The organism is Nocardiopsis metallicus (assembly GCF_014201115.1).
GTDB lineage: Bacteria > Actinomycetota > Actinomycetes > Streptosporangiales > Streptosporangiaceae > Nocardiopsis > Nocardiopsis metallicus.
On the sequence record NZ_JACHDO010000001.1, the window covers coordinates 397190 to 409910 of the forward strand.

Sequence of the window (12721 nt, forward strand, 5' to 3'; positions counted from 1 at the left end):
GCCGGGTCCGTCGAGGGTGTGCCGTTCACGGGCTGCCGCGCAGCAGCGGCGGGTGCAGCAGGGCCGCGCCGCCCGCCCGGTACAGCCGGGCACGGCGACCGCCGCCCGCACCCCCGCGCTCGGCCAGCTCCCCGGTGTCCTCCACGAACCCGGGGGTGGCGAGGATCTTGCGGTGGAAGTTGGCGGCGTGCAGGGTGTGTCCCCACACCGCCTCGTACACCCCGCGCAGTGCCGTGATGGTGAAAGCGGGCGGCAGGAAGGCGGTGGCCAGGGCGGTGTACTCGAGCTTGGAGCGGGCGCGTTCGACGGCGTCGCCGAGGATGCGGGCGTGGTCGAAGGCGAGTTCGTGCTCGGTGCCCGCCCCCTCGCCGTGGCCCAGGGCGGTCCAGGGCACCCAGGCGGCCTCGGCGGTGTCGCGGCCCGAATGCGGGTCGGGCAGGTCGGGTGCGAGGACCATGTAGGCCACCGAGATCACCCGCATGCGCGGATCACGGTCGATCGCGCCGTAGGTGCCGAGCTGCTCCAGGTGGATCTCGGCGGGCAGGGGGGTCTTCTCGGTGAGCACGCGCAGGGCGGCGTCGGGCAGGTCGGGGTCGGCCGGACCGGCCGACCCGGCCCGCGCGCGGACGAACCCACCGGGCAGCGCCCACCGCCCGCGCTGCGGCTGGCGGGCGCGGCGGCCGAGCAGGACCCGGGGGAGGCCGGCGCGGATGGTGAGCGCCACGACGTCCACGGTGACGGCCGCGGGCGCGAAGGCGTTCGGGTCGTAGTCGGCGAGGAATCTGCGTTCGTCGTCCGCGTCGTACCACCCCGCGCCCTGCCCCGTCTCCCGCGGCGGGCCCTGTGTCGCGCCTTCTCCGTCGATCCCCTCGGACACTGCTTCTCCTTGGTTATTCTCAAGATGAGTTTTTCTCGACCTGAGTTGAACTTAGCACCGAGGTGTCCGTTCGTCCACCCCTCCTCGCTCGCTTCGCGTCCCCGGGTCGGGCCCCGGGTCGGCCCCTCGGTCAGGTCCCCGAGTCAGGCCCCGGGGCCGACACGCCCGGCCGGTCGGCGGGTAGCGTCGGTGTGCGCCGCTAGCATGGTGCGAACGGGCGTTCGATCAGCGGGACATGGCAAGAGAGACAGGTGGCGACGTGCGCGTGCTGGGAATCGACCCGGGGCTGACCCGCTGCGGCGTCGCCGCCGTGGAGGGGGCCATCGGCCGCCCCCTGCGCCTGCTGGCCGCGGACGCCATCCGCACCAGCCCCGACACCGAACTCCCGCAGCGGCTGGTGCGGGTCGAACGCGGTATCGAGGAGTGGCTGGACAAGTACGAGCCCGACGCCGTGGCCGTCGAACGCGTCTTCGCCCAGCACAACCTCAGCACCGTCATGGGCACCGCGCAGGCCAGCGGGATCGCCCTGGTGTGCGCCGCCCGCCGTGGCCTGCCCGTGGCCACCCACACCCCCAGCGAGGCCAAGGCCGCCATCACCGGCAACGGCCGCGCGGACAAGAAGCAGGTCGGCACCATGGTGGCGCGTATCCTCGGACTCGACGGACCGCCGAAACCGGCCGACGCCGCCGACGCCGTGGCCCTGGCCATCTGCCACATCTGGCGGGGCGGCGCCCAGGCGCGGGTCGCCCAGGCCCAACAGGACTTCGCCCGCAAGGTCGAGCTGGCCCGCCGCGCCCGCGGCCGCTAGCCCGCACCGAACCGGGCAGTCGCGGTGGCGGCGGGCAGCGGGTTTCAGCAGGCAGCGGTCGGCAGGCAGCAGTATCAGCAGTAGGCAGCAGTACCGCCCCCAGGAAGGAGACGGGTACCCCTCCCGGTGCCCATTCGAGATGATCGCGTTCCTCACCGGCCGGGTGGCCGCACGCGGCGCGGGCAGCGCCGTGATCGACGTCGGCGGGGTCGGCATGACCCTCCAGTGCACCCCCTCCGCCCTGTCCCGGCTCCACGTGGGGGAGGAGGGCACCGTCGCCACCAGCCTCGTCGTGCGCGAGGACTCCCTCACCCTCTTCGGGTTCGCCGACGACGACGAGAAGAACCTCTTCGAGCAGGTCCAGACCGCCTCGGGTATCGGCCCGCGCATCGCCCTGGCCATGCTCGCCGTGCACAGTCCTGACAGCCTGCGCCAGGCGGTGGCCACCGAGGACACCGCCGCGCTCACCCGTGTGCCCGGCATCGGCAAGAAGGGCGCCCAGCGCATCGTCCTGGAACTGCGCGGCAAGCTCGACGCCCCGGTCATGACCGACGGCACCCTGCCGCCCGCCGACGCCCCGAACGGCGCGAACGGTGCCTCGCCCAACGGTGCCTGGCGCGGACAGGTCGTCTCCGGCCTGGTCAACCTCGGCTGGTCGGCCAAGGACTCCGAGGCCGCGGCGGCCGCCGTCGCCGCCGAGGCCGAGGACACCAGCGACGTCACCGTCCTGCTGCGCAGCGCCCTGCGCAAACTCAGCCGCGCCTAGCCGGGACCGGCCGTGACGCGGAACAGGGACGGGAACAGGAACACGACCGGGAAGAGGAAGGAGGCGACCCGTGTACGAGCGTGACGCCGTCTCACCGGAGGCCGACGTCGAGGAACACCAGATCGAGGGTGCGCTGCGCCCGAAGAACCTGGACGAGTTCGTCGGGCAGCACCGGGTGCGCGAGCAGCTCTCCCTGGTCCTGCACAGCGCCCAGCGCCGCAACCGAGCCCCCGACCACATCCTGATGTCCGGCGGGCCGGGCCTGGGCAAGACCACCCTGGCCATGATCATCGCCGCCGAACTCGGCGCCCCGCTGCGCATCACCTCGGGGCCCGCGATCGAGCGCTCCGGCGACCTGGCCGCGGTGCTCTCCACCCTCCAGGAGGGCGAGGTCCTCTTCCTCGACGAGATCCACCGCATGGCCCGCCCGGCGGAGGAGATGCTCTACGTCGCCATGGAGGACTTCCGGGTGGACGTCGTGGTCGGCAAGGGGCCCGGCGCCACCGCGATCCCGCTCGACATCGCCCCGTTCACCCTGGTCGGGGCGACCACCCGCGCGGGCATGCTCCCGGCGCCGCTGCGCGACCGCTTCGGCTTCACCGCGCACATGGACTTCTACGAGCCCGCCGAGCTGGAGCAGATCCTGCATCGCTCCGCCGGGCTCCTGGGGGCTCCCATGGAGGCCGAGGCTGCCCGCGAGATCGCCGGCCGCTCCCGCGGCACACCCCGGATCGCCAACCGCCTGCTGCGCCGCGTGCGCGACTACGCGGAGGTGCGCGGGGACGGCCGCCTCACCCTGGGCAACGCCCACGCGGCCCTGGAACTGTACGAGGTGGACGCCCTGGGCCTGGACCGCCTGGACCGGGCCATCCTGGACGTACTGATGAACCGCTTCCGCGGTGGGCCGGTCGGGCTGTCCACGCTCGCGGTGTCCGTGGGGGAGGAGGCCGAGACGGTGGAGACCGTGGCCGAGCCCTTCCTGGTCCGTTCCGGTTTCCTCGCCCGCACCCCGCGCGGCCGGGTGGCCACGCCGATGGCCTGGGCGCACATGGGGCTCACCCCGCCGCCGGACGCCGCCTTCGGTGCCGCCGCCGACTCCGCGGCCAACGGCGGTCAGAGCGCGAGCGGCCAAAGCGCGGGTGGTCAGGGCTCAGGTGGTCAGAACACGAGTGTCCGGAACAACGGAACCCCCTAGCCGGGGCGGGTAGCATTCACGGAGCGCGTCCGTGCGGGCACAATGAAGCGCGCGTGCGTGCGAACCGGGGCCGAACCGTTAGCCCTCGGATCTCAGCCGGTGGGATACTGGTGACCAGCGCCACGTAAACTGGGATGAACCAGCCAAAGCGGGGCAGTGGCCTCGTATGGTGTCGTCGGATACTGGCGGAACGAGTTGGCACCCTTGTGCGTTGTAAACGCCGGGTGTGAATTCGGCCGTTGGGTCGGTCGGCCCGAGAAGGTGGTCGTCGCGGTACCCGAGCCGGTAGCCGTCGGCCACAGGAAACGTCAGGAAGGACGCCCCCGTGCAGGGCATTTACACTCTCGCCGCCGCGGCCCAGGGAGAGGGCAGCCTCTTCGGCATGCTGCTTCCGTTCGCGCTGATCCTCCTGGTCTTCTGGCTGCTGTTCTGGCGCCCGAACCAGAAGCGCCGCCAGCAGGAGGCGCAGATGCAGAGCTCCCTGGTCCCCGGCGTCGAGGTCATGACCAAGGCCGGCATCTTCGCCACGGTGGTCGAGATCCACGACCAGGACGTGCTGCTGGAGATCTCCCCCGGCACCCGTATCCGCATGCTCAAGGCCGGTGTCGGTGAGGTCATCACCCCCGCCGCCGACGACACCCCGGTCGAGGACCGTCCCGACTTCGGCGACGACGACAAGCCCAAGGGCTAGTCCCAATGCCGTGTAGTTAGGCGAAGCGCGGGTGTGTCAAATCACCTGAAACCAGGACGGAGCTCCTGCTAGAACCGTGTCAACCACGATCACCGTTCAGCAGGAGCTCCGTTGGACACCCAGTGTGCCATCTCCCAACCGTTCACAGTCGCGTCCGGGGCCTTCGCCCCGGGCCACCTCGGCGAACTCACCCGCATCATCCCCTTCGAGATGGTCGACCACGCACTGGACCAGACCCACAGGACACAAAAACGGATCCGGGACCTGCCCTCCCGAGTCGTGGTCTACCTCCTGCTGGCAGCAGCTCTGTTCCCCGATATGGGCTGGTCACAGGTATGGCAGCGCCTCACATCGGGCCTGAAGGGCCTGAGCGTGTCCGCACCCACCGCCAGCGCGCTGGCCCAGGCCCGCACCCGGGTCGGGGCCGCGCCGCTACGTTGGCTACTCGACCTGCTACGCGGCCCGGCAGCGGGCATCGCCACCCCCGGAACGCGGTGGCGGGGCCTGCTGGTCTGTGCGATCGACGGCACCACCATGTCGGTCCCTGACAGTCCAGCCAACCTGAGGCGCTACACCAAGCACGGCTCGCACAACGGCGGCTCCAGCTACCCCTCCCTGCGGCTGCTCGCACTGGTCTCCTGCGGCACCCGCACGCTCATCGACACCTGTTTCGGGCCCACCACCCGCGGCGAGACCACCTACGCCCCGGCACTGTTGCGCAGCCTGGGTGAGGGGATGCTCGTGCTCTTGGACCGCAACTTCGCCGCCCAGGACCTGCTCAAATACATCGCTGCTACCGGCGCTCACGTCTTGGTCAGGGTGAAGATGAGCCGTAGGCTGCCGGTCCTGGCCCGGCTGAGCGATGGCTCCTACCTGTCGCGGATGGGCGCGCTTCGGGTTCGCGTCATCGAATGCCAGATCACCGTCGCCACCACCCAGGGCCGCCGCACGGTCGATTACCGGCTGGCCACCACCTTGACCGGTCACCGGGCCCATCCCGCTGCCGGGCTGGTGCGGCTCTACCACCAGCGTTGGGAGATCGAGACCGCCTACCTTGAGATCAAGTCCACCCTGCTGGGCGGGCGTGTGCTGCGGGCCCGTACCCCGGGCGGGATCGACCAGGAGGTCTACGCGCTGCTGGTCACCTATCAGGTACTGCGTTTGGCGATGGCCGATGCCACTGCGGCCCGCGGCGGTGTCGATCCTGACCGGGCCAGTTTCACTGTTGCGCTCAACACCGCCCGCGACCTGGTCATCCAGGCCGCGGGGGTGATCGCTTCAGCGGTGATCGATCTGGTCGGTGTCATCGGTCGCCGGGTGTTGGCTGATCTGTTGCCCGATCGGCGTATCCGGACCCGACCCCGCGTGGTCAAACGCGCGATCTCCAAGTACAACGCGAAGGGCGTGGTTGACCGGACCAGTTACAAGGCCACCATCAGCATCGACATCCTGGCTGGGCCAGGCCCTTGACACAGCACCCAGAACCTTAACTACACGGCATTGGGGCTAGTCCAGGGCGAACAGCCCCTTCGCCGAGACTCGGCGCACCACAGACTTCGGTACCGGCCCCCGTCATCATCCGGGGCCGGTACCGCTGTTTTTCCGGCCGGAAGAACAGCTTCTCGGCACACACCCGGTTTCCGGCCCGCACACCAGGAGAAGGCCCCACCACCCATGCCCCATGACACCGCGACCCCGGATGTCCCCGACACCGCCGCCGATCTCGCTCTGATCGAGGCGAACATCCGCGATATCCCTGACTTCCCGCACGAGGGCATCCTCTTCAAGGACATCACGCCCCTGCTCAACCACCCCGAGGCCTTGGCCGCCACGGTGCGCGGGCTCACCGCGCCCTTCCTCGGAAACGGGATCGACCACGTCGTCGGGCTGGAGGCGCGCGGCTTCATCTTCGGCGCACCCGTCGCCATGGCGCTGGGCGCGGGCTTCGTCCCGGCGCGCAAAGCCGGGAAACTGCCCGCGGACACCATCGACCAGGCCTATGATCTGGAGTACGGCACCGCGACCGTCGAGATTCACGCCGACGCGATCACTCCGGGCAGCCGTGTGCTCGTCGTCGACGACGTCCTCGCGACCGGCGGCACCGGCAGGGCCGCGGTGGAACTGGTCCGCAAGGCGGGTGGTACGGTCGTGGGATTCTCCGTCCTGATGGAGCTCTCCGCGCTCCAGGGACGCGGGAAGATGCCCGACGTGGAGCTGCACACCCTCCTTTCGGTCTGAGGCCGACCTCGCCGCGCCTGTCGCACCCGCAGGGGAATACCGCGACAGACCGTCCTTGTTGACGTACTCCAGCACTCGGTGTGACGTACCTGGTGACCTGTGTCACTGCGCGTACCTCCGAGTCGGTGCCAGGAGTCGGTAGCAGGGACACGAGGAGGCCAGACCGTTCCCCGCGCAGGTGGGGAAGGTCCCACTAGACTGGTGGGAGAGGTGACCGCGGCGGCCGCGTCAACGACTGGCCCTGATGACACGCACGTGCGCCGGAGGCGAGCCGGACGACGACGTCGGCTCCACCGGGTGGAACCGCGGGAGGTAGGCATGCCAAGCGAAGTGGTCTCGACCGGGGCGGTGTCCGAGCAGGAATCGGGCCGCCAGCCCGCCGAGGCGCCGAGCGCCGCCGCCCGGGGCAACGGCGTGTCAGGAACCGCCGGAACCGACCAAGCCTCCGCTACGGCCAAGACCACCGGCGCCACGGGTGCCCATGCGCCGGGAGAGCGTGCGGACGGCAGCGGTGCGCCGACCGCGAAAAGACCACGGCAGGACCGCCCGGAGGGCGCCGCGAGCGATGCGGCGCCCTCCGACGTCTCGGGGCAGGGGGCCCCGGGCCAGCAGGCGGCCGCCAGCACGCCCTCCACCGTGCGAGTACGCAGAAGGCTCGCCCGACTCGGCGCCCAGCGGGGAGTGACGATGAACCCGGTGCTCGAACCATTGATCAAGACCGTGCGAGCCACCCACCCGAAGGTGGACGTACGGCTGATCGAGCGCGCCTACGAGGTCGCGGCACACCATCATCGCCACCAGAAACGCAAGAGCGGCGACCCCTACATCACGCACCCGCTCGCCGTCGCCACCATCCTCGCCGAGCTCGGCATGCAGGAGGCCACCCTGGCCGCCGCCCTGCTGCACGACACAGTCGAGGACACCGAGTACTCGCTCGACGAGCTGCGCGCGGACTTCGGCGACGAGATCGCCGAACTGGTCGACGGCGTCACCAAGCTGGACAAGGTCAAGTACGGCGAGGCCACCCAGGCCGAGACCGTCCGCAAGATGGTCGTGGCGATGGCGCGCGACATCCGCGTCCTGGTCATCAAGCTCTGTGACCGCCTGCACAACATGCGGACCCTGCGCTACCTCCCGGCCAAGGCCAAACGGGAGAAGAAGGCCCGCGAGACCCTCGAGATCTTCGCCCCGCTCGCCCACCGCCTGGGCATGAACACCATCAAGTGGGAGCTCGAGGACCTGGCCTTCGCCACCCTCTACCCCAAGCGCTTCGACGAGATCGCCCGACTGGTCTCCGAGCGCGCACCCCGCCGCGACGTGTACCTCCAGGAGGTCATCGAGGCGGTCTCCGCCGACCTGCGCGAGTCCAAGCTCAAGGCGACCGTGCGCGGGCGGCCCAAGCACTACTACTCGATCTACCAGAAGATGATCGCCCGCAACGTGGGCTTCGACGACATCTACGACCTGATCGCGGTGCGGGTCCTGGTGGACAGCGTCCGGGACTGCTACGCGGCCCTGGGAACCATCCACGCACGGTGGAACCCGGTGCCCGGCCGGTTCAAGGACTACATCGCGATGCCGAAGTTCAACATGTACCAGTCGTTGCACACGACGGTCATCGGCCCCTCCGGCAACCCGGTCGAACTGCAGATCCGCACCCGCGCGATGCACCGCCGCGCCGAGTACGGCATCGCCGCGCACTGGAAGTACAAGGAGGACCGCAACTCCGCCAACACCGAGGCCAAGCCCAAGGGCACCACGGACATGCAGTGGCTGCGCCAGCTCATCGACTGGCAGCAGGAGACCAAGGACCCGGGCGAGTTCCTGGAGTCGCTGCGCTTCGACCTGTCCGTGCAGGAGGTGTTCGTCTTCACCCCCGGGGGCGACGTCATCCCCCTGCCGCAGGGCGCCACCGCCGTGGACTTCGCCTACGCCGTGCACACCGAGGTCGGCCACCGCACCGTCGGCGCCCGCATCAACGGTCGCCTGGTGCCGCTGGAGAACGAGCTGCACAACGGCGAGACCGTCGAGATCCTCACCTCGAAGGACCCCGACGCCGGCCCCAGCCGCGACTGGCTCAACTTCGTCAAGAGCGCCCGCGCCCGCAACAAGATCCGGCACTGGTTCACCAAGGAGCGCCGCGAGGCCGCGATCGAGCAGGGCAAGGACGAGATCGCCAAGTTCATGCGCAAGCAGGAACTTCCGGTCAAGCGCCTGTTCAGCGGTGAGGCCCTGATCGCCCTGGCCAGCGACCTGCGCTATCCGGACGTGGAGTCCCTCTACGCCGCCGTGGGCGAACGCCAGGTGAGCGCGCAGAGCGTGGTCAGCAAGCTCGTGGACTCCATGGGCGGGCTGGAGAGCCACACCGAGGACATCGCCGAGTCCTCCCTGCCCTCCAAGGCCGCCACCACCCGCCAGCGCTCCGGGAACCCGGGCGTGGTCGTGGCCGGCGGCGACACCGACGTGTGGGCGCGTCTGTCCAAGTGCTGTACGCCCGTGCCCGGGGACGAGATCGTCGGTTTCGTGACCCGCGGCAACGGGGTGTCGGTGCACCGCCAGGACTGCGTCAACGCCGCCAGCCTGGACCGCGAGCGCATGGTGGACGTGGAGTGGCGGCCGACCGAGGACTCGATGTTCCTGGTCGCCCTGCACGTGGAGGCCCTGGATCGGTCCCGGCTGCTGTCCGACATCACCCGGGTGCTGTCGGACCAGCACGTCAACATCCTCTCCGCGACGGTGCAGACCACCCGCGACCGGGTCGCGCAGAGCCGCTTCACCTTCGAGATGGCCGACCCCACCCACCTGGGCAGCGTGTTGCGCGCGGTCCGAGGTGTGGACGGCGTCTACGACGTGTTCCGCGTCCGTAACTGAGCGGGGGCTGGGCGGGGCCGGCCGGAATCTGGGGAGAGACCGGCCACTGCGCCAGCCGTCAGACCTACGCTTCGGTTTCCTTCTCCGGCTTCCTGACCGCCCTGGTCTCCCGGCCCAGCAGGTAGGCCATGACCACCAGGACGACCACGCTGGCCAGCTGCAGCGGGACGCGCAGGGCCGGGAACGGGTCGGTGGTCGTGATGATCGCGACCAGAGCGCAGAACACGGCGGTGCCGGCCGCGTAGACGGTGACCCGGCTGGAGTTCTTCTCGGACATGGGGGATACACACGCTTTCTGGGGTGAGCTCTGGGGGTGTGAGTTCGAGGGCAGTTCTGAGGGGGCGGGCGCTGGTGTAGCGCTAGGAAACTACCACCATGCGCCACCGGCCGCGCACCCGCCGTGCTCTCCGTGGCCGCACCGCTCCGGAAAACCAGTGGTGTTCGGCCTGCCGCGGTGGTTAGCGTGCAGCTGTCGGTGAGACCGCGAGAAAGGCAGGCCCCCATGCCCGAGATCCGTCCCTTCCGTGCGGCGGACAGCCGCGCTCTGGAGGGGCTCGCCCAACGGCTCTGGCCGATGGCGCCCCACCCGGGCGGGCTGGGCTGGCAGCTGGCCACCGAGGAGATCTCCTCGGACAACGCGGCCGTGGCCCTCCGCGGCGGCGAGCTCGTGGGCTGGTCCGTGGTCGAGGCGCCCAACGTCCTCTTCGACCGCAGCCAGATCGTCCTCGTGGGTGCCTCCGCCGACCCCGAGGCCGGTGCCGCGCTCCTGGAACGGGCGCTGGCCGAGGTCGGCGACGCCGTCGTGGACCTGCTGACCTTCGAGGGGGACGGCGAACTCCGCGCGCTCGCCGGGCGGTCCGGTTTCGACGTGTCCGACCAGAACACCTACGGCGAGTGGATGAGCCGGGACGCTGGTGAGGAGGAGGTCGTCCTGCCGGAGGGCTACCGTCTCCGCCCGGTGCGCGAGGGTGAGGAGGAGGCCCGGGTGGAGTGCCACCGGACCGCCTGGAAGCCCTCCGACCTGCCCTGGCCCGAGCGTGTGGGCCCGGTCAACCCCGAACTCACCAGTCGCTTCAGTCGGGAACGCTATGACAACATGCGTGCGGCCCTGCTCTACGACCGCGAACTCGACCTCGTCGTCGAGGCCCCGGACGGCTCGCTTGCCGCGTGTTGTGCCCTCTGGTGGGACCCGGAGAACCGCTGCTCGGAGATCGAACCCCTCGGCGTGGTCCCCGCCCACCGCCGCAAGGGCCTGGCCGTCGCCATGGCTCTGGAGGCCTGCACCCTGACCGCCCGCCGCGGCGGCGACCGGGTGTACATCAACACGACCCCGAACGAGGCCTACCCGACCCCGGCCAAGACCTACGCCACCGTCGGCTACAAACTGGTCGACCGCGGCACGGTCTACACCCGTCCCGCTGGGTGATTGCACGACGCCGGATGACTGCGTGACGCTGGCTACAGCTGTGTTTTGAGCGGGAGGGCGGAGGCCCCGGTCGCCTGATCTCTCAGGGCCGGGGCCTCGGGTGTGTCTCAGAGGCGGATCGTGGTGGAACGCACGATCTGGAAGACCGGGTGGCGGTCGGCCTCGGCCTCGAAGGCCTCTTCCGGGGCCTCCGGCGGGACGTCGAAGTACGGGCCCACGACCGCGGACCGGGGGTGCTCCAGGTACTCCTTGAGCACCGGAGCCGCCTCGGCGGGGTTCAGCTCGCGCACGCTCACCAGTTCGATCCAGCCGCCCTGGCGCAGAGTCGCGAAACCGTCCTTGCGGATGTTGCGCACCCAGTTGACCTCCCCGTACGGGGAGACCAGGTACCGGCCGCTCTCACTGTCCAGGACGCTGAGCGGGATGGTGCGCAGGAAACCGGACGTGCGCCCACGCGTGGTGAGCAGGTGCAGCTCGGGCGGGCAGGCCCCGTACTTGACGAAGCCGCTGACGAAGGCGTTGGCGGTCCGCCGCAGCTTCGTCATCTCGAACCGCTTCGTCGGTTCGTTCACCATCTTCGGCAACTCCCTCACTCGGATGCTCCCATTGTGATGGTTTTCGGTCGCTGATGGCACCTCGGCCTAGCGGAAGGCGGAGATGCCGGTCACCGACTGGCCGATGCTCAGCGCGTGGATCTCCTCGGTGCCCTCGTAGGTGGCCACCGTCTCGAGGTTCACCATGTGCCGCATCACCGGGTATTCCAGGGTGATGCCGTTGGCTCCGTGGATGCCGCGCGCCGTGCGGGCCACCCGCTGGGCCGCCGCCACGTTGGCGAACTTGCCGAAGCTCACGTGGTTGTGGTGGCAGTTCCCCTCGTCCTTGAGCCGACCGATCCGCAGCGCCGCCATGTTGGCGTGGTTGACGTCCACGACCATGTCGGCGAGCTTGCGCTGGGTGAGCTGGAAACCGCCGATGGCCTGCCCGAACTGCTCGCGGGTCTTCGAGTAGTCCAGCGCCGCCTCGTAGCAGGCGCGGGCCGCGCCTGCCGCGCCCCACACGATCCCGTACCGCGCCTCGTTCAGGCAGGAGAGGGGTGAGCCGAGTCCCTTGGACTCGGGCGTGAGGGCGTCGGCCGGCAGCCGGACTTCCTCCAGAACGAGTTCGGAGGTGATCGAGGCGCGCAGCGACAGCTTCTTGTGGATGACGTTGGCCGAGAACCCGGGGGTGTCGGTGGGCACCACGAAACCGCGGATGCCATCCTCGGTGGCGGCCCACACCACGGCCACGTCGGCGACCGAACCGTTGGTGATCCACATCTTGGTGCCGTTGAGGATCCAGTCCGAACCCTCCTTGCGGGCGCGCGTGCGCATCGAACCCGGGTCGGAGCCGGAGTCGGGCTCGGTCAGACCGAAGCAGCCGATCGCCTCACCGGCGGCCATCTTCGGCAGCCACTCGTTCTTGTGCTCCTCGGAGCCGAACTTGTGGATCGCCGCCATGGCCAGTGAACCCTGCACGGACACGAAGCTGCGCAGGCCCGAGTCCACCGCTTCCAGCTCGCGGCAGGCCAGGCCGTAGGCCACCGCGCTGGAGCCGCCGCAGCCGTACCCCTCCAGGTGCATGCCGAGGACGCCCAGGTCACCGAAGGCCTTGGCCAGGCCGCGCGGGTCCGGGATGGTCCCGGCCTCGAACCAGTCGGCGACGTTCGGCAGGAGCTCGCGGTGGGAGAAGTCGCGCACGGCGTCGCGGACGTCGCGCTCGGTGTCGGACAGCTCAGCGTCCACCGCCAGGAAGTCGAGTGGGTCGGGGGCGGCGGCCTTGCGCTGGGAGTCGCTCATGGAAGGTCCCTTCG

General features: G+C 70.1%; 12 protein-coding genes. 8 read left to right on the forward strand and 4 right to left on the reverse strand.

The features are described 5' to 3' along the window. Window positions 1-25 precede the first annotated feature (25 nt). Entirely contained in the window at window positions 26-877 is an 852-nt protein-coding gene (locus HNR07_RS35395) for an NUDIX hydrolase (RefSeq protein WP_312893529.1), read from the reverse strand. A 259-nt stretch (window positions 878-1136) separates the two neighbouring features. Between HNR07_RS35395 and ruvC the strand changes: the two genes are divergently transcribed. The 7 genes from ruvC to HNR07_RS01700 all read left to right on the forward strand — a co-directional run bounded on the left by ruvC (window position 1137) and on the right by HNR07_RS01700 (window position 9446). After that, window positions 1137-1685, forward strand: coding sequence for a crossover junction endodeoxyribonuclease RuvC (gene ruvC, locus HNR07_RS01670; RefSeq protein WP_184371255.1), 549 nt, complete (start codon window positions 1137-1139; stop codon window positions 1683-1685). Window positions 1686-1824: 139 nt separating this feature from the next. Continuing rightward, complete coding sequence (gene ruvA / locus HNR07_RS01675; protein WP_017579730.1) at window positions 1825-2451, forward strand: Holliday junction branch migration protein RuvA; 627 nt, start codon at window positions 1825-1827, stop codon at window positions 2449-2451. Between the two features lie 70 nt (window positions 2452-2521). Then, complete coding sequence (gene ruvB / locus HNR07_RS01680; protein WP_184361002.1) at window positions 2522-3646, forward strand: Holliday junction branch migration DNA helicase RuvB; 1125 nt, start codon at window positions 2522-2524, stop codon at window positions 3644-3646. A 325-nt stretch (window positions 3647-3971) separates the two neighbouring features. Continuing rightward, window positions 3972-4337, forward strand: coding sequence for a preprotein translocase subunit YajC (gene yajC, locus HNR07_RS01685; protein ID WP_184361005.1), 366 nt, complete (start codon window positions 3972-3974; stop codon window positions 4335-4337). A 111-nt stretch (window positions 4338-4448) separates the two neighbouring features. Continuing rightward, window positions 4449-5807 carry an IS4 family transposase gene (locus HNR07_RS01690; RefSeq protein ID WP_184361008.1) on the forward strand — a complete coding sequence of 453 codons (1359 nt, stop codon included), beginning with the start codon at window positions 4449-4451 and terminating at the stop codon, window positions 5805-5807. A 204-nt stretch (window positions 5808-6011) separates the two neighbouring features. Then, on the forward strand, window positions 6012-6575 hold the full coding sequence (locus tag HNR07_RS01695) for an adenine phosphoribosyltransferase (RefSeq protein ID WP_184361011.1): 564 nt from the start codon (window positions 6012-6014) through the stop codon (window positions 6573-6575). 687 nt (window positions 6576-7262) lie between these two features. Further along, complete coding sequence (locus tag HNR07_RS01700; protein ID WP_184371257.1) at window positions 7263-9446, forward strand: RelA/SpoT family protein; 2184 nt, start codon at window positions 7263-7265, stop codon at window positions 9444-9446. Between the two features lie 64 nt (window positions 9447-9510). Here the strand turns inward: HNR07_RS01700 and HNR07_RS01705 are convergent, their stop codons facing one another. Next, complete coding sequence (locus tag HNR07_RS01705) at window positions 9511-9723, reverse strand: hypothetical protein (RefSeq protein ID WP_184361013.1); 213 nt, start codon at window positions 9721-9723, stop codon at window positions 9511-9513. Window positions 9724-9948: 225 nt separating this feature from the next. Here HNR07_RS01705 and HNR07_RS01710 point away from each other — a divergent pair, with 225 nt between their 5' ends. Further along, window positions 9949-10872: a GNAT family N-acetyltransferase gene (locus tag HNR07_RS01710; RefSeq protein ID WP_184361015.1), complete on the forward strand. Its 924-nt coding sequence runs from the start codon at window positions 9949-9951 to the stop codon at window positions 10870-10872. Window positions 10873-10979: 107 nt separating this feature from the next. Here the strand turns inward: HNR07_RS01710 and HNR07_RS01715 are convergent, their stop codons facing one another. Beyond that, window positions 10980-11447 (reverse strand): nitroreductase/quinone reductase family protein, encoded by a 468-nt coding sequence (locus tag HNR07_RS01715; protein WP_184361017.1) that lies wholly within the window; start codon window positions 11445-11447, stop codon window positions 10980-10982. 66 nt (window positions 11448-11513) lie between these two features. Next, complete coding sequence (locus tag HNR07_RS01720) at window positions 11514-12707, reverse strand: acyl-CoA dehydrogenase family protein (RefSeq protein ID WP_184361019.1); 1194 nt, start codon at window positions 12705-12707, stop codon at window positions 11514-11516. Window positions 12708-12721 lie beyond the last annotated feature (14 nt).